Origin of the sequence: Pseudomonas sp. R4-39-08, from assembly GCF_003852275.1 — a bacterium.
In the GTDB taxonomy this organism is placed as follows: Bacteria; Pseudomonadota; Gammaproteobacteria; order Pseudomonadales; family Pseudomonadaceae; genus Aquipseudomonas.
In genome coordinates this window covers 3,121,690-3,145,863 of the sequence record NZ_CP027733.1, presented here as the reverse complement: position 1 = coordinate 3,145,863, position 24,174 = coordinate 3,121,690, and the positions used below count along the sequence as shown (strand labels likewise).

The 24,174-nt window shown below is 60.2% G+C and carries 17 protein-coding genes and 1 pseudogene; 10 read left to right on the top strand and 8 right to left on the bottom strand.

Features of this window, described 5'->3' with window-relative positions; translation table 11 throughout:
- Window positions 1-38: 38 nt before the first annotated feature.
- The 4 genes from C4J88_RS14330 to C4J88_RS14315 all read left to right on the top strand — a co-directional run bounded on the left by C4J88_RS14330 (window position 39) and on the right by C4J88_RS14315 (window position 9,484).
- Window positions 39-8,273 carry a hemagglutinin repeat-containing protein gene (locus C4J88_RS14330; protein WP_124407307.1) on the top strand — a complete coding sequence of 2,745 codons (8,235 nt, stop codon included), beginning with the start codon at window positions 39-41 and terminating at the stop codon, window positions 8,271-8,273.
- 11 nt (window positions 8,274-8,284) lie between these two features.
- The gene (locus C4J88_RS14325; RefSeq protein ID WP_124407306.1) at window positions 8,285-8,599 is read left to right on the top strand and encodes a hypothetical protein; all 315 of its coding nucleotides are present in this window, start codon (window positions 8,285-8,287) and stop codon (window positions 8,597-8,599) included.
- A gap of 62 nt (window positions 8,600-8,661) precedes the next feature.
- Window positions 8,662-8,916 carry a hypothetical protein gene (locus C4J88_RS14320; protein ID WP_124407305.1) on the top strand — a complete coding sequence of 85 codons (255 nt, stop codon included), beginning with the start codon at window positions 8,662-8,664 and terminating at the stop codon, window positions 8,914-8,916.
- 19 nt (window positions 8,917-8,935) lie between these two features.
- Window positions 8,936-9,484, top strand: a complete 549-nt coding sequence (locus tag C4J88_RS14315) for a hypothetical protein (protein WP_057960145.1) — start codon at window positions 8,936-8,938, stop codon at window positions 9,482-9,484.
- 379 nt (window positions 9,485-9,863) lie between these two features.
- Here the strand turns inward: C4J88_RS14315 and C4J88_RS14310 are convergent, their stop codons facing one another.
- Window positions 9,864-10,571 (bottom strand): DUF5677 domain-containing protein, encoded by a 708-nt coding sequence (locus C4J88_RS14310; RefSeq protein ID WP_256659027.1) that lies wholly within the window; start codon window positions 10,569-10,571, stop codon window positions 9,864-9,866.
- Window positions 10,572-10,771: 200 nt separating this feature from the next.
- Here C4J88_RS14310 and C4J88_RS14305 point away from each other — a divergent pair, with 200 nt between their 5' ends.
- Window positions 10,772-11,893 carry an SMP-30/gluconolactonase/LRE family protein gene (locus C4J88_RS14305; RefSeq protein ID WP_124407304.1) on the top strand — a complete coding sequence of 374 codons (1,122 nt, stop codon included), beginning with the start codon at window positions 10,772-10,774 and terminating at the stop codon, window positions 11,891-11,893.
- Window positions 11,894-11,931: 38 nt separating this feature from the next.
- Here the strand turns inward: C4J88_RS14305 and C4J88_RS14300 are convergent, their stop codons facing one another.
- From C4J88_RS14300 to C4J88_RS14280, 5 genes are read right to left on the bottom strand one after another with little or no spacing between them, the layout of a single operon-like run.
- Window positions 11,932-12,870 carry a LysR family transcriptional regulator gene (locus tag C4J88_RS14300; protein ID WP_124408625.1) on the bottom strand — a complete coding sequence of 313 codons (939 nt, stop codon included), beginning with the start codon at window positions 12,868-12,870 and terminating at the stop codon, window positions 11,932-11,934.
- Window positions 12,871-12,921: 51 nt separating this feature from the next.
- A complete protein-coding gene (locus C4J88_RS14295) occupies window positions 12,922-13,872 on the bottom strand; it encodes an aldo/keto reductase (protein ID WP_124367184.1) in 951 nt (316 codons plus the stop codon).
- A 30-nt stretch (window positions 13,873-13,902) separates the two neighbouring features.
- Window positions 13,903-15,357, bottom strand: a complete 1,455-nt coding sequence (locus tag C4J88_RS14290; protein ID WP_124367183.1) for an efflux transporter outer membrane subunit — start codon at window positions 15,355-15,357, stop codon at window positions 13,903-13,905.
- Window positions 15,358-15,375: 18 nt separating this feature from the next.
- Window positions 15,376-16,875, bottom strand: a complete 1,500-nt coding sequence (locus C4J88_RS14285) for a DHA2 family efflux MFS transporter permease subunit (RefSeq protein ID WP_124370836.1) — start codon at window positions 16,873-16,875, stop codon at window positions 15,376-15,378.
- Window positions 16,872-17,993: an HlyD family secretion protein gene (locus tag C4J88_RS14280; RefSeq protein ID WP_124407303.1), complete on the bottom strand. Its 1,122-nt coding sequence runs from the start codon at window positions 17,991-17,993 to the stop codon at window positions 16,872-16,874. Before C4J88_RS14280 ends, C4J88_RS14285 begins: the two co-directional genes overlap by 4 nt.
- Before the next feature lie 250 nt (window positions 17,994-18,243).
- Between C4J88_RS14280 and C4J88_RS14275 the strand changes: the two genes are divergently transcribed.
- The 3 genes and pseudogenes from C4J88_RS14275 to C4J88_RS14265 all read left to right on the top strand — a co-directional run bounded on the left by C4J88_RS14275 (window position 18,244) and on the right by C4J88_RS14265 (window position 19,697).
- Complete coding sequence (locus tag C4J88_RS14275) at window positions 18,244-18,870, top strand: TetR/AcrR family transcriptional regulator (RefSeq protein ID WP_124407302.1); 627 nt, start codon at window positions 18,244-18,246, stop codon at window positions 18,868-18,870.
- Window positions 18,863-19,371: pseudogene (gene mug, locus C4J88_RS14270) on the top strand (G/U mismatch-specific DNA glycosylase). Before C4J88_RS14275 ends, mug begins: the two are co-directional and overlap by 8 nt.
- A 128-nt stretch (window positions 19,372-19,499) precedes the next feature.
- Window positions 19,500-19,697: a hypothetical protein gene (locus tag C4J88_RS14265; RefSeq protein WP_124363016.1), complete on the top strand. Its 198-nt coding sequence runs from the start codon at window positions 19,500-19,502 to the stop codon at window positions 19,695-19,697.
- Between the two features lie 40 nt (window positions 19,698-19,737).
- Here the strand turns inward: C4J88_RS14265 and C4J88_RS14260 are convergent, their stop codons facing one another.
- Window positions 19,738-20,055, bottom strand: coding sequence for a hypothetical protein (locus tag C4J88_RS14260; RefSeq protein WP_372237989.1), 318 nt, complete (start codon window positions 20,053-20,055; stop codon window positions 19,738-19,740).
- Between the two features lie 154 nt (window positions 20,056-20,209).
- Here C4J88_RS14260 and C4J88_RS14255 point away from each other — a divergent pair, with 154 nt between their 5' ends.
- Both C4J88_RS14255 and C4J88_RS14245 read left to right on the top strand, forming a co-directional pair.
- Complete coding sequence (locus C4J88_RS14255; RefSeq protein WP_124407301.1) at window positions 20,210-20,818, top strand: LysE family translocator; 609 nt, start codon at window positions 20,210-20,212, stop codon at window positions 20,816-20,818.
- Window positions 20,819-21,182: 364 nt separating this feature from the next.
- On the top strand, window positions 21,183-22,166 hold the full coding sequence (locus C4J88_RS14245) for a GlxA family transcriptional regulator (protein WP_124368974.1): 984 nt from the start codon (window positions 21,183-21,185) through the stop codon (window positions 22,164-22,166).
- Here the strand turns inward: C4J88_RS14245 and C4J88_RS14240 are convergent.
- Window positions 22,159-24,093 carry an avidin/streptavidin family protein gene (locus tag C4J88_RS14240; protein WP_124407299.1) on the bottom strand — a complete coding sequence of 645 codons (1,935 nt, stop codon included), beginning with the start codon at window positions 24,091-24,093 and terminating at the stop codon, window positions 22,159-22,161. The genes C4J88_RS14245 and C4J88_RS14240 overlap by 8 nt on opposite strands.
- Window positions 24,094-24,174 lie beyond the last annotated feature (81 nt).

Here is a 24,174-nt window from a genome sequence, read left to right as displayed (position 1 = left end):
TTGCGGCATTTTAGAGCTTTCAAGACACAGGGATCGTCATGAACAAACACCTCTACAGGATCGTTTTTAACAAAGCCCGTGGCCTGCTGATGGTAGTGGCCGAAAACGTGCTGGGCAGCAAAAAAAACTCAGGCACCGGGATCGGTGTCGCCCCTGTCGTCTTGAACACTGTGCTGACACTGCGTCCCCTGCGGTTCTCATTGATGGCGGCGTTGGGCTTGATCACATTGGCCTCGCCGCTGGCCTGGGGCGATATTGTGGCTGACCGTGGCGCTGCGCCCGGCCAGCAACCGGTGATTATCAACGCCGCAAACGGTGTGCCCCAAGTCAACATTCAGGCCCCGAGTGCGGAAGGGGTGTCACGTAACACCTACAGCCAGTTCGACGTTAATGCCCAAGGCGCGATCCTCAACAATGCGCGCACCAATACCCAAACTCAGCTGGGTGGCTGGATCGAGGGCAATGCGCATTTGGCCGGCGGTACGGCGCGGGTGATCCTTAATGAGGTCAACAGCAGCAACCCCAGCCAATTGCGTGGTTACATCGAAGTCGCCGGTGACCGAGCCCAGGTGGTGATCGCCAACCCGTCGGGCATCGCCTGTGACGGCTGTGGTTTTATCAACGCTAACCGTGCCACCTTGACCAGCGGCAGTGCGCAGCTGCAGGACGGCCAATTGCAAGGCTACCGCGTTGAAAGCGGCAAGGTGGTTATCTCCGGCAAGGGCCTGGACGCATCGCAGACCGACTTTACCGATGTCATCGCACGCTCGGTCGAGGTCAATGCCGGTATCTGGGCCAAGGACCTGCGGGTGACCAGTGGCGCCAACCAGGTCAATGCCGACAATACCCAGGCGACGGTCATCAACGGTTCCGGCGATAAGCCCCAGGTCGCCATTGACGTGGCGCAGCTGGGTGGCATGTATGCCGGCAAAATCAAGTTGGTGGGTACCGAAGCCGGCCTGGGCGTGCGCAATGCCGGGCAAATAGGTTCGAGTGCCGGAGATGTGGTCATCAGCGCCGACGGGCGCCTGGGCAACAGCGGGCAAATCAGCAGCAGTCAGAACCTGCAGGTGGACAGCCAGCTGGGCATCGATAACAGCGGTTCGCTGTACAGCAAGGGCGCCGCGACGCTGTCCAGTCGTGGCGATATCAACAACCAAGGGGTGGTGGCTGCGCAGCAGGACTTGACCCTGACTGCCCAAACCATCGACAACGCCAGCAAGTCGATATTGGGCGCAGGTGTGGCAACTGACGGCGCGGTCAGTGGCAATGGCGCACTGCGCGTCAGCGCCAGCCAGACGCTCAAGCACCAAGGCTCGGCGATTGCTGCCGGGGATCTGCAGTTGAGCGCCGAGAACCTTGACCTCAATGCGAGTAAGACCGCTGCGCACAATGTCATGCTCACTGCCCGCACGGGCGGCGCTGACTTAAGCGGTGCAGCGTTGGACGCGACAGGGACGTTGAGCACAGCGGTGCGACAAACCCTGACCACCGACAGTGCCAAAATCAACACCGAAGGTGTGCAATTGGCCGCCGGCAGCCTGTCCAACCGCCGAGGCGAAATCGTCCAGGTCGGCAAGGGCGCCACGGTGATTGCTGTGTCCGACAGCCTGGATAACACCGAAGGACGCATCGCCAGCAATGCGACCGACGTACGCCTTTCGGCGGCGCGCCTGTCCAATGCCAAGGGCAGGATCGAGCATGCCGGCACGGGCAGCCTGACCCTTCAGGGCCAGGCGCTGACAGGTGCCCAAGGCAGCCTGCAGAGCAATGGTCTACTGCAAGTCACCGTTGCCGACGCGGTACTGGACGGCGCCACCACCGTAGCCCGGCAGATTCAAATCGACACCAACCAACTGTCCAATCGGCAGGGGAACATCCTGCAGACCGGCGCGGGCACGTTGCGCATCAACACCATGGGCCTGCTGGACAACACGGGCGCCACAGTGACCAGTGACAGTGATATCAGCCTGACGGCTGATCGCTTGCTTAATCAAGGCGGCGCGGTTCAGGCGGCGGTGGCCGGCAACCTCGAGGTCACCGCGCATACGCTGTTGGACAACAGTGCAGGCACGCTGGCCGCAGCCAAGGGCGCACAGTTGAGTACCGGGCAGTTGCTCAACGCGCAAGGCAAGATCACTGCGGGCGACAGCCTCACGCTGTCCGGCGGGCAGGTGAACAATGACCACGGCACGCTGGCGGCCATCGGCGCACTCAGTGTCAGCGCCGACGCATTGCGTAACCGGCAGGGCACCGTGGGTTCGGTCGGCGGGCCGCTGGTGCTGACGGTGAGCCAGGGCGCGTTCGATAACATCGGCGGTGTGGTGCAGGCCCGGCAAGGCGTGACAATTACCAGCCTGGGCCTGAATAACGACGATGGGTTGATCAGTGGCGCGGCCTTGTTGCTCGACAGTGCCGGGCAAGGCCTGTCAAACCAGCGCGGCGCCATTATCGGCAGCGGCACCGTGGACCTGCGCAGTGGTGAGCTCAAGAACCAGGCCGGGCTTATCCAGGGTAGCGGTGCGATCACACTCGACACCCATGGGCAAACGTTGACCAATACTGACTCGGGCAGCGCCAATGGCATCCTCGGGCAGGCCGGTATCACGCTGCGCTCCGGCAACCTGAACAACAACGCCGGCTTTATCGGCAGTAAAGGCGACGTGGCGATCCATGCCGCGCAGGTCGATAACCTCGACGCCGGTGTACTCAGCAGTGAAAAGAGCCTGCTGCTAACCGCTGGCGGCCTGAGCAATCGCGGCGGCCAGCTGCAGAGCCTGGGGAACGCGCGGCTGGACATCGGCAGCGGTCACCTCGATAACGTCGGCGGCCTGCTGCGTGCCGGGGGCACCTTGACGGTCGATGCAGGACAGTTGGATAACCAGCAGACCCAAGGGAGCAACCAGGGCGTAGAGGGGCAGTCGTTAGCCCTGAACCTGGCGCAGTTGCTTAACCGCTCGGGTGCCATTCGTGCCGACCAGTTGCTGAGCGTCAACAGTACCGGGCAGTTGGACAACAGTGCGGGCCTGATCTCGTCGAGCAAGCAAGTGTCGATCAACGCAGACCAAGCGCTGCTCAACAGTGCCGGTACATTGATCGCCGGAGAACGGCTCGGCCTGACCAGCGCCAGCCTCAGTGGCGATGGCCGCGTTTTTAGCCTGGGCGACATCAGCCTCAACCTGGCTTCGGGGTTGGTCAATACCGGCAAACTGCAAGCCAACGGTAATCTAGAGGTGACCCTGCAAGGCACGCTCGACAACCAGGGTGGGGTTCAGGCCGGCAAGCAATTGCGGGTATCGAGCGGTGGGGTTGAAAACCGCGCCAACGGTGAGATCAGTGCGGCGCAATTGACCCTCGATGTGGGGGATACCCTGAATAACCGTGGCTTGATCGATGCCCAGATCACCCGAATCAATACCCAGGTGCTCAACAACCTTGGCAGCGGCCGTATTTATGGTGATCACGTATCCATTGCGGCGGGGCAACTGACCAATGATGTGGAAGATGCCCGAGCGGCCGTGATCGCCGCGCGCGAACGCCTGGACATTGGCGTCGGGACGCTGGTCAACCGTGAGCACGCCATGCTTTTCAGTGCCGGTGACTTGTTGATCGGCGGCGCGCTGGATGCCCAAGGCCAGGCCACCGGCCAGGCCAGGCTGGTGCATAACGCCAGCGCAAGTATCGAAGCACTCGGCGGGCTGAGCCTTAACAGTGCCGAGTTGCGAAATACCAACGAACACTTCAGCACCCAAGTGGTTGAGGTCAGCCGCGAAGGCGTCCAGGAGTTCCAGCACACCGGCTCTGCCAATCGCTATCGCCCGGATCAGATCTCACTCTACAACGACGAAGTCAGCCACTTGGTCAGCCCCGAGGGCGTGGCCGATAACTACAACCGCTACGACTACACTCGTACCACTACCCAGACCCAGATCCTCACCTCGGACCCGAGTGAAATCCTTTCCGGCGGCTCAATGCTGCTGACCGCCAATTCGGTGTTGAACGACAAGAGCCGGATCATCGCTGGCGGCACGTTGGTGGGCACTATCGGACAGCTCAACAACACCGAAGTCACCGGGCAGCAGACGGTGACGGACAGTGGCACGTTCAGCCATTTGTATCGCATCCATCGCAAGGGCCGTGACCGTCAGGGCCGTTCGACAGCCGCCTACAACCCGGCCGCCAGCGTCACGGATATTTTCCTGCGGCCAACCCAGTACCTGCAAAACACCGCCCATACTGGCAGTGGCCTGCAACTCGGCACTCGCCTGACCAGTAGCGTCGATCAGGCTGCCGGCGGTGCCAGTGCGGCCAAGGTCAATGTGGGCAATGGCCGAGCGCCTGGCCCGGTGCTGGAAGTGGCGGCGCTGCAAGCGACGGCGGCGGGAGGCGTAGGTGAGTCAATCCGTACCGGCGGGCTTAATGTGCAGGTGCCGGACAACAGCCTGTTCCACCTCAATCCCCAGGCCAACCCGAACTATCTGGTGGAGAGCGACCCGCGTTTCACCAGTTATCGTTCCTGGCTGTCTTCCAACTACATGCTGGATCGGCTGCAACTGGATCCGGGCCTGACCCTTACGCGGCTGGGCGATGGTTTCTATGAGCAAAAACTGATCCGCGAACAGATCGCCCAACTCACCGGCAGACGCTTCCTCGATGGCTACGCCAATGATGAGACCCAGTACCGCGCGTTGCTCGACAGTGCGCTGACCTACGCCGGCAAGTGGAAGCTGGTGCCGGGTGTGGCGCTCAGCCCTGAGCAAATGGCCCAGTTGACCAGCGACATCGTCTGGCTGGTGAAGAAGGACGTGACCCTTGCCGACGGCAGCGTGACGCAGGCGTTGGTGCCGCAGGTGTATGTGCGGGTGCGCGACGGCGACCTGGATGGCTCCGGTGCACTGATGGCGGGCAACGTGGTCGACCTCAAGCTACAAGGCGACCTGGTTAACCGCGGCACGATCGCCGGGCGCAGTGTGCTGGCGATTTCCGCCGACAACCTGCAGAACCTGGGCGGGCGCCTGTCCGGTGGCGAGGTGGAGGTAAAAGCCCGCACCGACTTGAACAACCTCGGCGGGTTGATCGATGCCTCCACGCGCTTGAATACGGTTGCCGGTCGCGATATCAACATGGTGTCCACCACGCGCAACACCGAAAGTGCCCAGGGCACCGCCACGGGTATTTCGCGGGTTGCCGGGTTGTTTGTCTCCGATGCCAAGGGTGAACTGGTGGTGAACGCGGCGCGCGATATCAACCTGAGTGCGGCGCAGATCGTCAGTTCCGGCAAGGACGGCAAGACCACGGTGGTTGCTGGCCACGATATCAACCTGGGCACGGTGACCCAGAGCCGTGAACAAAGCGTGCAATGGAACGCCAGCAACTGGCGCAAGGACGCGAGCCGCACCGATGTCGGCAGTGTTATCCAGGGTGAGGGCGAGGTACGCCTGATCGCGGACAATGACCTTAATGCCCGAGGCGCCAAGGTTGTCAGCGAGCAGGGCGGGGTCACCGTTTCGACAGGCCGCGACGTCAATTTAAGCACCAGCCAGAGCTACAACTTTGTCGACGAGGCCCATAGGGTCACCGGCAGTAACAGCTTGTTCTCCAGCAAGACCACTACAACCCGCGACACCGTGAGTGAAACCCGCGCCCAGGCCACCACCCTCAGTGGCGAGACCGCGTGGGTCAAGGCCGACAATGACTTGAATGTGCGCGGCAGTAACGTGGTCTCCACCAGTGGCACCACCCTGGTGGCCGGGCACGATGTGAATGTGGTGGCCGCCACCGACCAGCTCAGCGAACAGCACTTCAAGGAGGTCAAGCAAAGCGGGCTGTTCAGCGGTGGCGCCATCGCGGTGACCATCGGCAGCCAGCAGCGCAGCGACAAAAACCGCACCGACAGTGAAACGGCGGCGGCCAGCACCATCGGCGCCACCGATGGCAACGTGAGTATCCTGGCCGGCAATGCCTACCGCCAGGTCGGCAGCCAAGTGACGGCGCCCAAGGGCGATGTGAACATTGCCGCGCGGTTGGTCGATATCCTTGAGGCCCGTGACCAGCAACACATCACCCAGGAGACCAAGTTCAAGCAAGGCGGCCTCACGATTACCGTAACCAACCCGGTAATCGAAGCCGTGCAGACCGCCCAGCGCATGAAAACCGCGTCCGACCGCACCGATGATGGCCGGCTCAAAACCCTGGCGCTGGTCAATACCCTGATGGGGGCGGGCAACGGCTATATCCAGTATGACAAGGACCCGTCAATGGCCGGCGGCATCAATATCAGCATTTCGGCCGGCACCAGCAAGAAGGAGAGTAAAACCGAGCAGACCTCCAATTCGGCCGCCAGCTCGTCGGTGTTGGCCGGTGGTGATGTCAACATTACCGCGGCCGGCGCCGGCAAGAACAGCAACCTGACCGTACAAGGCAGCCAGATCACCGCCGGCCATGACGTTAACCTCAAGGCCGACGGCGCTATTGCCTTGCTGGCCGCGCAAAACACGGTGCAACAGCGCACGACCGAAAAGGGCAGCAACGCCAGCCTTGGGATTGGCATTGCCATCGGCGGCCAAACCAACGGCATCAGCTTTAACGCCGGAGCGTCCCAGAACCGTGGCAAGGCCGATGGCGATGATGTGGTCTGGAGCAATACCCATGTGGACGCCGGTAATAAGGTCTCGCTCGATTCCGGTGGCGATACCCGACTCAAGGGCGCAGTGGTGAGCGGCAAGCAAGTCACGGCCGATGTGGGCGGTGATTTCAGTGTCGAAAGCCTGCAGGACACCAGTACCTACAAGGCCAAACAGACTAGCCTGGGCGTGGGCGTGAGTATTTGCGTGCCGCCATTCTGCATCGGCTCATCGAGCTTCACGTTGAGTCAGAACAAAGGCATTCAGAAATCCAACTTTGAAAGTGTCACTGAGCAGAGCGGCATTCGGGCCGGCGACGGTGGTTTTGATATCCGGGTCAAGGGCAACACCCACTTGGTGGGCGGCGTGATCGCCAGCAACGACAAGGCAATTGCCGATGGCAAGAACAGCTTGAGTACCGGCTCATTGACCACCGCTGACCTGCACAACAGCGCCAAGGCCAGCGCCGACAGCAGTGGGCTCACCCTCAGCAGCGACTTTGTCGGCCAGGGCATGTACGGCGCCAGCAAGGCCTTGTTCAGCAACTACCTGGATGCAGGGAAGGCTTCGGACTCTTCCGAGGGCAACACGCTGAGCGCGGTGAGTTCCGGCAATATCCTCATTACTGATGCCTACCGCCAGCAGCAATTGACCGGCCGTGATGCTAGTCAAACCGTGGCCAGCCTTAACCGTGACACCGCCCATTCCCATGTTGGCGCCGAGCGTCAGGACCTGGACAAACTGCAGCGTACCGCCGAGGCGGAGCAGTCGATCAAGAATGAGGCCTATCGCCAAGGGGTGCAGTTTACCGATGAGGCGTATCGCACCATGTTCAAAACGCCGCCACAGATGTTGGCGCTGGAGCTGGATGAACAGGGCAATGTGAAGGAAGGCGCGGACCACAAGCCGTTGTTCCGTGTAGTGGGTGATGCAGAAAGGCAACACCTGCGGGCGGATGAAAGCAACGTGGTCAACGTAGCCCTCAATGGCATTTTCAACGACGACAAAGCCGCGGCTAAATACGCGGCTCAGCATCGCGACCCTGGCGCGACCGGGCCACAGTATTTCATGTGGTTTCCCAAGGCGGGCAATACCCTGTCGGAGCTGTTGATTGCCGGGTATCAGAAGGCGATGGATAACGACTTTTTCGGCTTGACCAACTACACCGCGGCCTCGCGCCAGCTGCAGCTCGACTATGGCGCCACTGGCTTGCACCTGACTGAACACAGTCGCGGCACTATGACCGGCGGCAACTCCCGACAATCCATTTACAACATGCCAGATGCTGCCGGGTTACTCAGCAAGACTACGGTGTATAACTTCGGTGGAGCGTTCAATGTTTACACCGCCGATGAACAGTTGGCCTATTTGCAAAACCGTTCGGCCGTCACCGACCCAGTCGAACAGGCGAAGATGGTTCTTAAATACGAAGTTCATAACAACGACCCGGTGGGCAGGTGGTTCTTCATGGGCAATAACCCGGGTACTGGCGGCGTAATACCTGAGGGCAGCAGCTTGCTCAAGGAGTTGGGCAATGTCTTCACCGGTGATACGACCATGCACAGCTGTTATGGCAGTGGTGCGCAAGCCTGCGCAAGATATTGGCCGCAAGGCAAGCCGGTGCTGGTGCCTGTCAGCCCGAGAAAATAAGGAGATTGATCATGTGGCTTAAACCTATGGCATTGGCGCTGCTGCTTGCTCCCCTCGTCACCGCCTGTTTAAGCGAGCCCTTTCAGCCCCCGGCGGCTGATGCGGATTTATGGGAGAAACCCGGCGCGAGCAGCAAGGATGTCTTGGCCTCCATGTTGGCTTGCGGTGAGAAGAATGGCTCCGGCATCGATCCCAATGCCAGCTTCCAGGAGCGGGCGCAGCGCTTTGTGTGTATGAAGCGCTCGGGCTACACCCGGCGTGATGGTTTTGACGTCTGTGCGTTGCGCACCCAAGAACCGTTGAAGGCCTGTGAGTCGGCGCAATGAAACCACAAAAAAACCGCCCTCTTTTCGAGGGTTCGTCACTCAACACGATAGGGACATCACCTGTGAAATATGCAATCTGCGCCACCTTGCTGCTGTTACTGAGCGGCTGTCTGACCATGTCGGGTGAGTACACCGTGACGGCTCAGGATGCCTCCGGCGCCCCGTTAACCAAGCTCGGCACGTTCACCGCCGAGGGCCATAACATTTACCCCATACGCAATGCGTTCTGCCTCAATGCGCCGGGGGCGACGGTCATCATTCGCAATGCCCGGACCGGCGAGGAACTGAGCAGCGAAAGCCCTTATCACTGCCGTTAAGCCTCAAAAAAGGACTTCCATGAGAGCGTTTCTGATAGCCGGCCTGGCCGTGGCCGTGAGTGGCTGCGGCAATATTTCCAATATCCGTGCTTACAACACGCCCTATGTTGAACCCACAGCAGGGGATACCGCACGCTTGCGCGTGATCACCAATGGCGTGGCGCGCGGTGTGCCGGGCCGTGACTGCATCGACTGGCGTGTGCCTGGCGCCGGGGTGATGGCCGTGTCCGAATCCGGCTTTGCGGGTCAGAATAATGGCCGCAGCCTGGGCATGCCCGAGAGCAACCGCCGGGTGGAGGCGCAAGGCTCGGCGCGTAGCGAACTGAAGGTGCCGGCGAACAAGCCTTTTGCCATGAACTTCCAGAGTGAGGGCTATGTTTCTGGCGGCAATTCCTATAGCTGCAGGCAGAGCTTTCACTTCACCCCCAAGGCCGGGCAAGATTACGAACTGATCCTGCTGGACGGTGGCCAGTGCCTGGTCGCGTTGCAGCGCTTAAACCCAGCTGGAAAACCTGAAAACGAGCCTGTTGAGAAGGCAGGGCTGTGTAGAGCATTGGATGCCTTTTAGCTTAGCGTATTCAGAATTCCAGCGATAGGTGGCTATCCGGACATTGCGGATAGTTCAAACCTAAACGTGAGCCGAATCAATGCGCATCGGGGGCGTGGCCTTTAGCCGACTTGACATACCAGGCGTATCCAAGAGGCAGAGAAGTGAGCCAGCTTGCACTTGCGGAGGAGGCAAGCTGGGCGAAACCAGAACCGAGTCGGTCGTCCGCTTTTGGCCGATAGCCGCCTGCCGCATCGGCCCTGCCTGATCATGACAAGGCGTATTATTGTGAACCTGAAATCCGACGTGCCAACATCGAAGTCTGAGAAAGCTCGCCAATTTAAATCTGCCTTCAATAACGCGCAGCTAAATATCACCTGAACCACGATCGCGGATCAGGTCATTTAAACCGAGCTGCTTCAGCCTTTACATTCAGACCCAACACATCTCGTAAGGATTCGTTATCCGGCCATTGCCGATGCATTAACCACCAAACGCATGCTTGGCCAATGGCCCGACTAATGGCTCCTATGCCTTGAAGGTGGACGGTGCACAGCTTGTCCTTTTCAGATTTCTCTGACGGGGTCTCATTGTGGCCGTGCGTTTCAAGCGATAACAGTCGGTAAAACACCGTATACAAATCCAGAATGCCAGCTTCTTTTGCTTGCTCCTCGACGCTTCTGCGTTTGCGGCTCGGCTTTGCCTGCTCATTGGCCAAGTAATCAGCTGTCACGTCCTCTCCTGTATGGCGGTCACGGATCTTGGCGGTGCCTGCTTTCAAATTGATCCTGAGGGCTTTCGCCATTTCCGCTGGACCTGCACCGATCTGAAGTTCCGCACTTTCAACCGATCTGATGGCCCAGGAGACCGTGATCAACTGTTCAAGCAAGCTACGGCTCAAGATTCCCAAGCAGGCCGCATTGCGAGCGGCGCCTAACGCCGCTGCTCCACTCACCAGATCTGCCGCACGCTTCAACTGCTGACGAACAAAGGTGTCACGCGGATCAGCCGATCCGGAGGCCTCCATCTGGGAGGAGGCAATGAGGAAGGTCGATTGGGTTTTCAACGACTCAACCGGTCCATCCATATCTGCTGATGGGGGGTTCATTCAGTTCGAAGGCCTTCTGATCTGTGGGATGCAGGCAATATTTAAGAGATACATTTTTCACCGGATAGCGGCAATAATCCCTCAGGCGTGCCCCTCCGGTGCAGCAAGTACGCGATATCTTACGCCCTCGCTTGTACGATGTCCTATCACACGGTATTACTACGTCTTCCCCACAAAAATAAAATCACGGAGACCGCTATATGGACTCATCCCTGTCCGCCCAACCTCAAAGCCTTGACCCCGCAAAGGGCAACACCCGCCGCAGCTTCCTGAAAAAATCCCTCGCTGTTTCCGCTACGCTCGCCACCGTCGGCAGCACCACACTGACCCGGCTCTCCGAGGCCGCCGAACCCTTGAGCCAGCGTTACCCTGATCCCCTGGTCCACATCCTCGACGGCAGTTTTCTCGAGCTACGCGTATTCAACGCCAGCGTTGAAAAACTCGCCACCGGTATGCGCTGGGCCGAAGGGCCGGTGTGGGTCGGTGATGGCCGCTATTTGTTGGTCAGCGACATTCCCAATAATCGCATCATGCGCTGGGACGAAATCAGCGACACCTTCAGCGTTTACCGCGAACACTCGAATTTCTCCAACGGCATGTGCCGGGATCGCCAGGGGCGTCTGATCGTCTGCGAAGGCTCGACCACCACCAGCGAAGGCCGTCGCATCACGCGCACCGAATACAATGGCACGATCACGGTGCTGGCCGACAGCTTCGACGGCAAGCGCTTCAATTCGCCCAACGACATCGTCTGCAAGAGTGACGGCTCGATCTGGTTCACTGACCCGCCATTCCAGACCGGCAACAACTACGAAGGGCACAAAATCACCCCGGCCCAGCCCCACGCCGTGTACCGCATCGACGGCGAGAGCCAAGCAGTCACGCGGGTAATCGACGACCTCAATGGCCCCAACGGCCTGTGCTTTTCTCCCGATGAGAAAACCCTGTACGTCGTCGAAGGTCGCGCCAAGCCCAATCGTCTGATCTGGGCGATTGCCATGAAGGACGACGGCACACTGGGCGAACGGCGCAAGCACATCGAGGGGCTGGACTATGCCGCAATCGACGGCATCAAATGCGACGAAGCGGGCAACCTGTGGTGCGGCTGGGGCGGCAATGGGGATCCCAAGGCTGACCTGGAAAAACTCGATGGCGTGCGCGTGTTCAATCCGCAGGGCAAGGCCATCGGGCACATTTCGCTGCCAGAGCGCTGCCCGAATGTGTGCTTTGGGGGGCGTGAAGGGAATCGGCTGTTCATGGCCAGTAGTCATTCGATCTACGCGCTGTTTGTGAATACGCGTGGGGCTACGTTTGTGTTGTGAAGACGACATCCCGCCGCGCATCCGAGGATGCGCGGCCTTCAGGCCCGTTCTGACGAGCGCGCAACTTTGTCATCGTTCGCCAGCAATCCCGGCATGTAGTCTTGAAGGAACGCCACCCAGGTTTTGATTTTGGCATCGACGAATTTTCGTGAAGGGTAGATCGCAAACAGGTTCAACTCTTCGAAACGATATTTCGGCAGCACCCGCACCAGGGTGCCTGCCTTGAGGCCGGCCACGGCGGACGCGATCGGCTGGATGCCAATGCCCATGCCAAGCGTGATGGCGACGGTCATGGCATCGGCGGTGTTGACGTGGAACGGCGACAGCGGCGTGGTCACGGTTTCCACGCCTTCAGGCCCTTCGAAAATCCAGTGTTCAGCCGGCATGACCGTGTTGACGATTCTCAAGCAATCACGCTCACCCAGCGAACCCGGGGTGTCGGGCATTCCGCGTTTGTTCAGGTAGTCAGGCGAAGCGCACAGGATGCTGTAGGTGGTGCCCAGCCGCTGCGCAACGAAGCCCGAATCCGGCAGGTCCCGCGCCAGCACGATCGACATGTCGTAGCCTTCCTCCAGCAGATCCGGCAGCCGATTGTTCAGCGTCAAATCAAACAGTACCGAGGGATAGGTCTCTCGGTATTTTGCGATGGCGTCGATCACGTAGTGATTGCCGACGGCCGCCATGGCGTGGATTTTCAAGCGGCCCACGGGCGTGACCTGTGCGGTGCCGGCTTCCTCGTCGGCCTCCCGCAGCTCGTCCAGAATCTTCTCGCAGCGTTGCAGGTAACGTGTGCCGGCCTCGGTCAGCGCCAGGCGCCGGGTCGTGCGGTTGATCAGGCGGGTTTGCAGGCGGGCCTCGAGGTGGGTGACCGCTTTGGAAACGTGGTTCGTGGTGGTGTCCAGCAACTGGGCCGCCGCAGTAAAACTGCCGCTTTGGGCGACCGCCAGGAAACAGCGCATGGTCTGGAAAACATCCATCATTATCACCTCAAGGGAAAAAGGAACGGCCAGCGCCGTCCCTGTCGCGTACTAGTGTTTGCGCGGGATGAAACCCGGAACCCCCGTCTCGACCACCGAGTTGAAGCGTATGCGCGTGGTGATCTCTTCGCGAATTTCCTGCATGGCCCTATGGGGCAGGGTGGTGATGTTGAAGTTTTCGCGGATATGGCTCGGTGTCGCCGAGGTGGTCAGGAACGCGGCGCCGCGCTGTACCGCCCAAGCCAGCAATACTTGGGCCGGCGTGCGATGCAAATGCCGGGCGATACTGGTAATCACCTCGTCTTCCAACACGTTCGGCTCCATGCCATGCCCGAGTGGGGCAAAGGCGAGGACGACGATTCCATGCTGTTTGCAGAATTCCAGCAGTTCCCATTCCGGCAGGTAAGGGTGGGATTCGACCTGCACCACGGCAGGCTTGATCCGCGCCTGGGCGACAAGCTCCTTCAGCGCTTGGAGCGTGATATCGGACAGGCCGATAGATCCGCAACGGCCTTCATCCACCAGTTGCTCGAGCGCCCGCCAGGTGTCGATCAGCTTCACGTCATTGTCGTAGAGGACATGACCGAACGCATCGCGTGGGTCCTGATCGTCACCTGCCTTGAATGCGAAGGGCGTGTGGATCAGATAGCAATCGATGTAGTCCACCTGAAGCCGACGGCAACTGGCCTCGAACGCAGGCAATACGCGCTCGGGACGGTGGTTGGTGTTCCACAGCTTGGTGGTGATGAACAGGTCTTCGCGCCGCGCCTTGCCCGTGTCCATGAAGGCTTTGAAGGCAACGCCTACACGTTCTTCGTTGCGATACCGCTCGGCGCAATCAAAATGGCGGAACCCGGTTTCCAGCGCGTGGGTGACCGCCTCGGTGGTGACGCTGAGGTCTTTGAACAGGGTGCCGAAACCGACGGCGGGCATTTTGCCCGTGCCGTGATTCAGCGCAAATGTTGTAGCGCGCAGTTCATCGTGAAACGCTTCGTAGGACATGTCATTACTCCAATATCGAGGCCGCAGCCTCTACTGATAGGCACGTTGTGGGGCTTGGTGGCGAGCAATCCGTTGCTCACCGACGCCGACGGTGTTGCCGCCGAGGGCGACAAACAGCTGCACGATGTCGAGGTACTGCGCGGTCTTCGCGCGGACATGGCCCAGCAACGACTGTTGATAGGCGCGCTCGGCTTCCAATACCTGGAGGATGCTGGTTTCACCCAGGGCGTAGGCTTGCTGGTTCAGCCCCAGGCTGGTTTGCGCCGCTTGCAGGGCCTCTTCTTGGGCGCGCAACTCTTCGGCGTCATGGTTGATCGCTTGCAGCGTGTCCGCGACCTGGCCGAACGAGCTGATGACGGTCTGCTGATAGCCGGCCAGCGCCGCGTTGTAGCCTTCAATCGCTGCCTGCTGCTCGGCCTTGAGGCTGCCGCCATTGAAGATCGGCCCGGCGACGCCCGCCGCGAAACCCCAGAGCGCAGCAGCGCCATTGCCTGACGCCGCCTGGGCGAACGAGGCGGACAACGTCACCCGTGGATACAAATTGGCGGTGGCCACGCCGACAGCGGCGCTGGCAATGTGCAGCCCGGCCTCGGCCTGGCGTACGTCCGGGCGGTTGTGCGCCATTTCCGAGGGCAGGCTCACCGGCACGTTTGATGGCAAGGTGAATTCATCGAGATGGAAGTCCGGCGCGATCCAGTCAGCCGGTCCCTTGCCGGCCAGGATCGACAGCGCATGGCCGGCCGCCTGCCGTTGCTGGGCCAGCGGTGGCAGCAGGGTGCGGTCCTGGGCCAGACGCGTTTCGGCCAACGACACGTCGATTCGCGTGGCACTGCCGTTGAGACGGGCCGCGCGCACCAGTTCGAGGTTTTTGCTGTCATTGGCCAGCAGTTTTTCCACGGCCAGGATTTGCGCATTGGCCGAGGCCACCCGCAAGGCCTGACTGGCGACTTCGCCGGTCAGGGTCAGGTACGCCGCTTCGAAACGATGCCGTTGCAGCTCGGTAAACGCTTGCCGCTGTTCGACCAGCCGTTGATTGCCGCCGAACACATCCAGATCAAAACCGACCCTAGGCCCGACCGCGTAGATATTGGCGGTCGAAGGTGCCTGGGCGTTGTGCACGCGCTGGCGACCCGCCGTGGCGCCGAAGTCGGCTTGCGGGTACAGCGCACCTTGTGCCGCTGCCACGGCTTGAGACGCCTGGCGAAGGGTTGCGTCGGCAGCAACCAGTTCAAGGTTGCCATCAATGGCACGGCGCATTACCTGGTCCAGCTTGGCTGAGCGCAAGGCAGACCACCATTGCCCGCTGACTTTTTGACCGAGCGCAATGCGTTGCTGAGCGCCCAGACGTTGTTCGGCCTGCGGGTCGTAATGCTGCGAAGGGCTCGGTTCAGGTGCTTTGAAGTCAGGGCCAACGCTGCAGGCCGAGAGAAAAGCCAGTGCCGACAGTGCCGCGAGTTTCGGTTGGAACAGGTGGATGGATTTCATTGGGCACACTCCACGAAGCTAGTTGGCCGCAGCAGGTTTGCGAAGAAAGAGCATCAGCGGGCACACCACCAGCATGGCCACCATCAGGATCTTGAATTGGTTGACCACAGCGATGAACGCCGCCTGGTGGGTGATCAGGTGGTTGAGCCCTTCAAGCGCCTGCAGCGACAGCGGCGCGCTGCCGAAATGGGCAGCAGCGCGATAGGCCGTCACGTTGCTGGCCAGCGCCGAGTGCATCGCCTGGGTGGTGTTGAAGAAGAAAATCTGCACGATCGCCACGCCGAGAGTGCTGCCGTATACCCGCGACAGATTGAACAGGCCGGTGCCTTCGGCACGCAACGCGGGGTCGAGGGTGCTGAACGCAACCTTGGTCAGCGCCGGCATCAGGATGCCGATGCCGATTCCCTGTATCGCACCGGTTACCGCAACGGGCCAGCCGTCCATCAACGGCGAATAGCCGAGCATCAGCCAGTTGGCATAAATCACCGCTCCCGCGCCTGCCGCCACGAACAGTCGACGGTCGAAGCGCTCAGGCACACGCCCCATCAACAGGAACCCGCCGACCAGGGCGATGCCCCGTGGCAGGGTCAGCGCACCGGTGGTGTCAGGCGGGTAGCCGAGAATCTCATTGAGCATCGGCGACGTCAGGGCCATGGTCGACAGCAGCACAAAACCCACGGCGAAAAAAATGATCGTCGACAGCACGAAATTGCGATCACCCAGTAGACGCTTGTTGAGGAAATGAGCCTTTCTGGTCAATACATGCGCCAGGAACCCATACAGGCCGAGCGCACTGGCCAGCGCCTCGGCCCAGATTTCCGGCGAGTCGAACCAGTCCATGCGCTCGCCACGGTCGAGCAGCATTTGCAGGCTGATCAATGCCAGGGTGAAGGTACCAAAACCAAAGAAGTCGAACGCCGGGGCCTTCGTGGCTTTTTTCTCGGCCAGCAGCAATGCCACGACCAGGAAGATGTAGGCCGACAACGGCAGGCTGACGTAGAAAATCGGGCGCCAGTCGTAATGCTCGGCAATCCAGCCACCGATGGCCGGGCCGCTGACGATGCCCACCAGCACGATGGCCGTCCAGGTTGCGCCGAACTTCAGGCGTTTTTCGGGGGCCAACGTCTCCATGGCAATTGCCATCGACAGGGGCGCCAACACGCCACTGGCCAGGCCCTGGATGACTCGTGCGCCGATGAACGCCAGCGCAGTGCTGGAAACCGTAGCCAGCAGCAAGCCGAGCACAAAGAAGGCCAGCGCGGCTTGATACACCCGCTTCAAGCCAAAACGTGCGGTAAGCCATTGCGCGACCGGCAGGGTGATCGCGCTCGCCGCCAGGTACGCGGTGAAGATCCAGCCCGCCTGGTCGTCGGTCATCGACAGGCTGCCTTGAATCAACCGCAGTACCGCGTTCGGCAACGGCAGGTTCGCCGACTGCATGTAGGTCGCGAGCAGAACGGCCAACCTGAGCGAGCGCGCACTGCTTGCATGCGGGGTTGTCTGAGCATGGGCGTTCATTGCAAGTGACCTGCCGACAGTAACGATTTGAGCGGGTGCCACCATGGCGTGCGATGTCCGGTATCCACCGTGACCGTAGCGCTGGTGCCTGAAAACAGCGGCAGGGCAGGGTCTGCGTCATCCAGTTCAAGGCGAACCGGGACGCGCTGGACCACTTTCACCCAGTTGCCGGTGGCATTTTCCGGCGGCAGCAGGGCGAAGTCCGAACCGGCGCCGGGGCTCATGCTGGTGACGTGGGCCTTGAACACGCGGTCCGGGTAGGTGTCGATGCGGATGGTCGCTTCCTGGCCGGGGCGCATGTGCGTCAGCTGGGTTTCGCGGAAGTTGGCCTCAACCCAGGTTTGGCGGTCGTCAATCAACGCAAAGGCCGGCGCGCCGCTGTCGAGGTGGTTGCCCACCTGAACGTCATCGACCTTGGCAACGATACCGTCAGCCGGCGCGTAAACCGTGGCATACGACAGGTAGAGCTGCGCCTCGTCCAGAATGGCCCTGGCCTCTCGGACGCTGGGGTGAGTGTCGGCTTCGATGTTCGGGTTGCCGTTCAACGCTGAAACGGTGGCGGCGATCTGTTGTTCGATGGACGCGATGCGCTGCAGCGCCACCTTGAGGTCGGTTTCCGAGCGTTCATAAAGGGAACGGGACACGAACTCGGTTGCCACCAATGCTTTCTTGCGGGCAAATTCCTTGCGGTCGAAGCCCGCCGACGCTTTCGCCGACTGCAGTTGCGCCTGTTGCTGGCGATAGCTGGCCTTGAGGCCATCGATGCGCAGCCGTGCGACACCCAGTTGCGCTTCGGCACGATCGATCGCGATCTGCAACGGCTTGGGGTCGATGCGAAACAACGCTTGGCCTTGGTCCACCTTTTGATTGTCGTCAACCATGATTTCCACCACCTGCCCGGAAATACGCGCGTTGATCGTGGCCTTGGCTACCCGGGCGTAGGCGTTATTGGTCGTGATGAAAGGCACGCCGGCCACGTAGTACGCGTAGCCAACGACGGCGAAGAGCGCGGGCACGCCGACCATCAGCCAGGGCCGCACCTTTTCCTTCAAGGAGGTGTTGATGGGCGATGGGGTTTCAAAGGCCTGCGAAGCCGGGAGGTCGATTTGCGTAGTCATTATCGAGTGCACCTTTAACCGGGAAGCCGGGCCTGGCGTCGTCGCCTGGCACCGACAGGAATAACTGCTGTTGGAAAGCAAACCCGCAGGTGGTTGGGAGGGTTGCTCCGCCACCTCTGTTTCGTCGTTGCAACACCCGGTTTGAGCTTCGCGTGAACAAACATGGATCAAGGAATTTGTGATTCCTTGTTTTTGTGCGATGGTGTAAAAATATCCCCGCATTCACCTTCCTGCAAGGATTTTGTACGGTATGGCACAAAATAAACCGACAGAGGGTAAAGGCCGCGGCCGACCCCGTGCATATGACCCGCAGACAGCGCTGCAACAAGCGCTCGATGTGTTCTGGAGTACCGGCTACTCCGGCGCGTCCCTGGACAGCATCGCCACAGCGGCAGGCATGAATCGCCCGAGCCTTTACGCGGCCTTCGGTGGCAAGCATTCGCTGTACATCAGGGCGCTGGAGCAATATTGGGACGTTGCCTGCGCCGAGATGCAGGCGGCGCTGACGGATAGCAGCCTGACATTGCGTGAGGCGTTGCTGCGTTTCTATGAGGGGCAGTTGTCGATCTACTTTTCGGGCGAAGGTCAGCCGCGTGGCTGCTTCGCGATTGGCACGGCGACCACTGAAGCGGTCGAGGACCCGGAAATTCGCGCGGTGCTGTCGGACCGCCTCGGCCGCCTCGATGCCGACCTGGAAGTGCGCCTGCGAGCGGCCATTGAGTCCGGAGAGTTGAGAGGCGATGTTGACGCCGCAGCGCTGGCGGTACTGGCGTCATCGTTGCTGCACAGCATCTCTATCCGTGCACGGGCGGGTAAACCCCGCAATGAGCTGACCGAGTTGGTACGCAAGGCGGTAAGCGTGATCTGCGGTGAATGAAGGCCTAGAAGACATACTGGCCGAGCAGTTGGCGGTGGTGTTTTGCGGAATCAACCCCGGCATGACCGCTGCCGCTCAAGGGCATCACTTTGCGGGCCGAGGCAATCGTTTCTGGCGCACGCTGCATCTGGCCGGGTTTACGCCTGGGCAAGTGCCTGCGCAAAGTGATCGCACCCTGCTTCAGTACCAGTGCGGACTGACCGCCGTGGTCGAACGGCCAACGGCACGGGCCGATCAATTGTCCAGGCAGGAGTTCATCGCAGCGGCCGTGGCTTTCGAACAGAAGATCGCTCGTTATGCACCGCGCTATGTGGCGTTTCTCGGCAAGGCGGCGTATGCGGCGTTATCCGGGCAGCGCCACGTGGAGTGGGGGCTGCAGAGCAGGACGTTCGGCAATGCCGCCGTGTGGGTCTTGCCCATCCCAGTGGGCGAAACCTGGCGTTCAGCCTGGAGCAGCTGGTGGTTGCCTACCGGCAGCTCAGGCAGGTCGCATGCAACTAAGGACGTGTTTGCGCCGACTCCGGAAACGCTGAGCCGACCACCATTCGTCTAACAGCCGGCACTCTGCCTGCCATGCCGTCTCTGAATATCAAGCGCGGATATCCCGAGCGTTTGAACGGAGAGCCAGCATGCACATCAATGAAAATGCCCCAGGAAACCTTTCCCAGCAGGCAGTGACCCGCAGCACGGACAACGAAACCGGGCACGATCCCAAGCGCGACGAAGATGGCATTCCGTTGCCGCCGGACGACGAGGCGCCTCTGGAGGAGGATATGTCCGATGTGGATGCGGCCGATTCGGTGGCGAGTGAACATCCGGACAACTAGTGGTTGATTTGAGTTTCTGAACCCGGCTTGGCGGCTGGCCTCAACCAGCCGCTTCGGCTCTGCTGATCCGCTGCGCTTTGACTTCCTGCGCGTAGGCTTCAATACGTTGCTGCTGGACGGCTAACAGCGCGCATACCTTCAGCAACAGCGGCGCCTGATCACAAGCGTTGTCGGCGGCTGCCAGGGCCGTCAGCTCAACCACCGACCAGCCGATGACAGCGCTGGCATCTTCAAGGTCGTAGAACAATTCCTGCTGCGCGGTCCTGGGGCCGTCCAGATTCTCTATCACCGTGTCCACCGCGTTATTCGTAGGCAAAGAAAAGCCCGCGATGGGGGAGCGGGCTAAAAGGGTGTTCATGTAGGAGCTGGGTTAACCTTAGGCCTGCGTCTGTGAAAGCTTTGTGAAACCCACGTCATCAAAGTGTATTCCTCGATCCAACACCAGCTGTATGGGGCGATAAACTGCGTAACCCTCTACTGTCGCAGGACACAACCCGCTTGGATGCCGCGCCATGTTCATGTCCACCAGCCTTCTGTCAGCCTTTGTGCTGTTCGCCTTCGTCTCTTCGATCACGCCGGGCCCCAACAACACCATGTTGCTGGCCTCTGGCGTGAATTTCGGCTTTCGGCGTTCGATGCCTCATGCACTGGGTATCAGTATTGGCTTCATGGTGCTGGTGATTTGCGTGGGGTTGGGCCTGGGCGAAGTGTTCAAGCTGTTCCCCTGGGCGTACACGCTGTTGCGCTATGTCGGTGCTGCTTATCTGCTGTACCTGGCCTGGAAGATCGCCAACGCTGGCGGCATGGCGGACAGCACCGACGAACAGGGCAAGCCGATGACTTTTCTCGGCGCGGCGGCCTTCCAGTGGGTCAACCCCAAGGCGTGGATCATGGCGCTGGGCGCGATCACGACCTACACGCCGGCCGAGGGGTATGTGACCAATGTGCTGGTGATCGCGCTGGTGTTTGCCGTGGTCAACTTGCCCAGTGTGTGCGTGTGGGTCGGCTGCGGCAGCGGCTTGCGCAGCGTATTGCGCGAACCGCGCTGGTTGAAGATGTTCAACTGGACGATGGCGGGTCTGTTGGTGCTGTCGTTGTATCCGATGCTCGTTGTCGGGTGACAGTTCACTAGACCGGCGAGATGGTCGCCAGCAAGCCGATGCCGATGGTCAGCACCAGAAAACCGAACAGGAAAATAGCCATCTTGGTCATAAGGCCTCCGAAGGGAAGGGGGGACGACAGGAATGTCGGGTGGCGCCATTGTCCGCTTCGGGCGGTTTTTGATACAGACGCAGATAGCGCGCAAAAAACCGTATCAGATTGCGCCGCAGCGGCTGAACCGGGGGGGTTAAAAAGCCCCACGGTTTTTAAAGATCAGCGGCATGGATTGAGACAGGTACCCCATTTGCCCCTAAGATAGCGCCCATTGCATCAACAAGAAGAGTGGGCCAACCCTCGATGGAAAGACGCCAGTTCAGCGGTGGCATGAAGGGCAAGAACCTGCGCTACCTCAATGACAACCCCCGGCAGCCGGCTGCGGTCACCCGCATCGGCTTTTTGTTGCTCGAACACTTCTCCCTGCCTGCCTTCACCCAAACCCTCGACACCCTGGTCACCGCCAACCTGCTGCGCCCCGAGCTGTTTGCGACGCGCACGTTCGGTTGGGACGAGCGTGAAGTCATCAGCGACCTTGGGCTGGTCATCCGCCCCGATGCGCGCCTGGAACTGGCCGTGCTGGCGGAGTTGGACCTGCTGGTGATCTGTGGTGGATTTCGCACCGAACTCAAGGCCAGTGAAGACTTCATTCAGATCCTGCGCGCCGCCGCCGAACACGGTATCGGGCTTGCCGGTTTGTGGAATGGCTCGTGGTTCCTCGGCCGCGCCGGGTTGTTGCAGGGCTACCGCTGCGCCATCCACCCGGAGCATCGCCCTGCACTGGCGGAGGTGTCCAAGGCGGCGCAGGTGACCAGCGAGCCCTATGTGATCGACCGCGACCGCCTGACCGCTTCCAGCCCGTCGGGCGCTTTCCATATGGCCCTGGACTGGATCAAGAGCCTGCACGGCAAGGCGCTGGTCGAAGGCATCGAAGACATCCTCGCCTTCGAGGAGTCGCGCTACCGGCGTATCAAGCCGACCGAAAACGTCTGCGTCAGCGCACCGCTGCGCGAAGTGGTCAAGTTGATGGACGCCAACCTCGAAGAACCCCTGGAACTCGACCAGCTCGCCGTCTACGCCGGCCGCTCGCGCCGCCAGCTGGAGCGCCTGTTCAAGGAACAACTGGGCACCACGCCGCAACGCTATTACATGGAATTGCGCGTCACCGAAGCGCGGCGCCTGTTGCAACACACCGAGCTGTCGCAAGTCGATGTGCTGGTGGCGTGCGGGTTCGTGTCGCCGAGTCATTTCAGCAAGTGTTACAGCGCGTATTTCGGCTACAGGCCATCGAAAGAAAAAAGGTTAGTCAAGTAGCGCGAGTGAACTGCATGGCTGAGAGTTTGGTGGCCAGGTACGCATGGTCGGGAGCGATTGATGAACTGGCCAAAACCTGCAGATGCAACGTGTCGCTCTTTAAATCCAGAATCCCGCTCAGGCTGGAAACTGTTGAGTCTTGCGTAGTGGCGACGGTGATGCTGACTGACTGCAAGGTAAGTTTGCTGGCCAGCGCATGGATGTCGGTAAAGCCGGAAATTTCAGTGGCTATGCTTGAGTGGACGCTGGTGAAATGGCCGTGAACGCTTCCAAAGCGCTGCTGGCTATCACTGCGCACACTCAGTACCAACGATGTGCCATCAGCGGCGTTCCATCTGCCTGCCAGGGCGTTTTCAACCGGCAGCCATTCTGAGGGGGCAACCGGCGCATGACGCAGTGACGGTTCAGCGCGATGATAAATCAGCTTGTCGACATAGGTACCACAGCTCGCAAACTCAGGGAAATCGCCACTGGCAACCAACAGGTGGGAAAGGGTCAGCACATCACCCTCGGGCGAGACGCTCAATTGGCCACTGAGTCCCGAGGTCCAGTTCCAGCTGGGATCGGGCTTTTCATTACCTAGATCGTGCCATTCAATGGCTAATGCGACTGGCTGACTCTTGGTACGGGTTGCGCCTGGCCCCGCTGAATATCCGGTGATCCGGTACTCGCCCGTCGAACCGGTCGAGGAACGATACGACCCGTGGATGTTGTGTCCCGATACCGCCAGGCTCATGACTGATCCATAGTCGTTTTTCCAGATGCCCGCCACCGAAGTCGTTTTAGCCATAGTGCCTGGGAGGGTGACTTTATGGTTGAGTACCGCTCGCGCTCCAGGTACGAAGCGTTTCGAAGAGGATCGCGTAATGATTTGCGGGCCGTCGGGCCGATTGAACAACCAAACGCCTACGGGCGCCAACGAATAGACCTCGCGATCACATTTGACCACCTGATACTCATACACGGTGTAGCAGTGCTCCATCACCAGCGACCCGACCAACACCAGGTCAGTCATGCCCAACGGTGCGAACTGAGGCAGCCTTTGGCCTTTTTGCGGGCCTTCCTCGATCAGGCAGTCATAAAGGTCTGCGCCTAAGGTTATTTCTCCATCGGTGAACCCGAGCACGATATCTGGGTGCTCCCCCTGTGCAATAAGCGCCAATGTTTGACGCATAAGTGAATCGTCGCCCTTGAATTGTGAAGAGCCGGAATCGAGTGCGAATTGAATGTCCCTCGCCAATAAGTGCGAGCCGACCGAATAGGATTCCAGCGCTGTTGACCAGATGTATTCCACTCCGGGCAACTTGTTATAGACGGACCAAGGTAAAAACAGATGGGGCCCTTGGGTTTTTGACGGATCGACAGCGCCCATTTGGCAAGTGCCGTTGCGCGACCGGCTATTCCAATCAAACGTCACGTAGGGACAGGTAGGGGCCAGTTGACCCTCACGCATTAATGACTGAAGCACAAACGAACTGCGGTTTTCCAGGTAGGCACTGCTGCACGGCAGGCCCAGGCCGCCGTCCCAGTCCAGCTGTTTGAATTGCTCTCCCTCGTAAGCGGCTGTTAAGAACAACTGGATATCCACGAGGTCGTCGCCGGGAACGTCCAATACGTCGCAGGCGGCCTCGACCTGCATCGTGCCCCAAGGTCCGAAGCTGTAGGGGCGTCGCAGGCAATCGGTAAAGGCGAAGGTGCTGGACGCCGCGAAATCGAAACGGCCACCGGAAAAGTGCACGCACTGGTCGGCAGGGCACAGTGTCGAGGTAATCCAATTCATATTCGTACCCGTGTCAATCGCGAACCTGAGCGGTTGAGCCGGGGTGCCAAGTTTCAGGGTGCAGAACCAGGGTGAAGCGCCGTTGTTTTGATAAGCCCCGCGCTGCATGGGCACTACCAGGCGGGTTGGGGGGTGTTGATTGTCCATGGGAACTCCATTTCCAAGGGGAGAAGGATTGTTGGGTGTGGCGGCTGTCATTCAGCCTGGTTTTGAAGTGGGGCACAGTCA

What these genes read in the sequence shown, in the direction of transcription:
- C4J88_RS14330 (WP_124407307.1), top strand. Translation starts at nt 39, where the DNA reads ATGAACAAACACCTCTACAGGATCGTTTTTAACAAAGCCCGTGGCCTG.
- C4J88_RS14325 (WP_124407306.1), top strand. Translation starts at nt 8,285, where the DNA reads ATGTGGCTTAAACCTATGGCATTGGCGCTGCTGCTTGCTCCCCTCGTC.
- C4J88_RS14315 (WP_057960145.1), top strand. Translation starts at nt 8,936, where the DNA reads ATGAGAGCGTTTCTGATAGCCGGCCTGGCCGTGGCCGTGAGTGGCTGC.
- C4J88_RS14310 (WP_256659027.1), bottom strand. Translation starts at nt 10,571, where the DNA reads ATGAACCCCCCATCAGCAGATATGGATGGACCGGTTGAGTCGTTGAAA.
- C4J88_RS14305 (WP_124407304.1), top strand. Translation starts at nt 10,772, where the DNA reads ATGGACTCATCCCTGTCCGCCCAACCTCAAAGCCTTGACCCCGCAAAG.
- C4J88_RS14300 (WP_124408625.1), bottom strand. Translation starts at nt 12,870, where the DNA reads ATGGATGTTTTCCAGACCATGCGCTGTTTCCTGGCGGTCGCCCAAAGC.
- C4J88_RS14295 (WP_124367184.1), bottom strand. Translation starts at nt 13,872, where the DNA reads ATGTCCTACGAAGCGTTTCACGATGAACTGCGCGCTACAACATTTGCG.
- C4J88_RS14290 (WP_124367183.1), bottom strand. Translation starts at nt 15,357, where the DNA reads ATGAAATCCATCCACCTGTTCCAACCGAAACTCGCGGCACTGTCGGCA.
- C4J88_RS14285 (WP_124370836.1), bottom strand. Translation starts at nt 16,875, where the DNA reads ATGAACGCCCATGCTCAGACAACCCCGCATGCAAGCAGTGCGCGCTCG.
- C4J88_RS14280 (WP_124407303.1), bottom strand. Translation starts at nt 17,993, where the DNA reads ATGACTACGCAAATCGACCTCCCGGCTTCGCAGGCCTTTGAAACCCCA.
- C4J88_RS14275 (WP_124407302.1), top strand. Translation starts at nt 18,244, where the DNA reads ATGGCACAAAATAAACCGACAGAGGGTAAAGGCCGCGGCCGACCCCGT.
- C4J88_RS14265 (WP_124363016.1), top strand. Translation starts at nt 19,500, where the DNA reads ATGCACATCAATGAAAATGCCCCAGGAAACCTTTCCCAGCAGGCAGTG.
- C4J88_RS14260 (WP_372237989.1), bottom strand. Translation starts at nt 20,055, where the DNA reads ATGAACACCCTTTTAGCCCGCTCCCCCATCGCGGGCTTTTCTTTGCCT.
- C4J88_RS14255 (WP_124407301.1), top strand. Translation starts at nt 20,210, where the DNA reads ATGTTCATGTCCACCAGCCTTCTGTCAGCCTTTGTGCTGTTCGCCTTC.
- C4J88_RS14245 (WP_124368974.1), top strand. Translation starts at nt 21,183, where the DNA reads ATGAAGGGCAAGAACCTGCGCTACCTCAATGACAACCCCCGGCAGCCG.
- C4J88_RS14240 (WP_124407299.1), bottom strand. Translation starts at nt 24,093, where the DNA reads ATGGACAATCAACACCCCCCAACCCGCCTGGTAGTGCCCATGCAGCGC.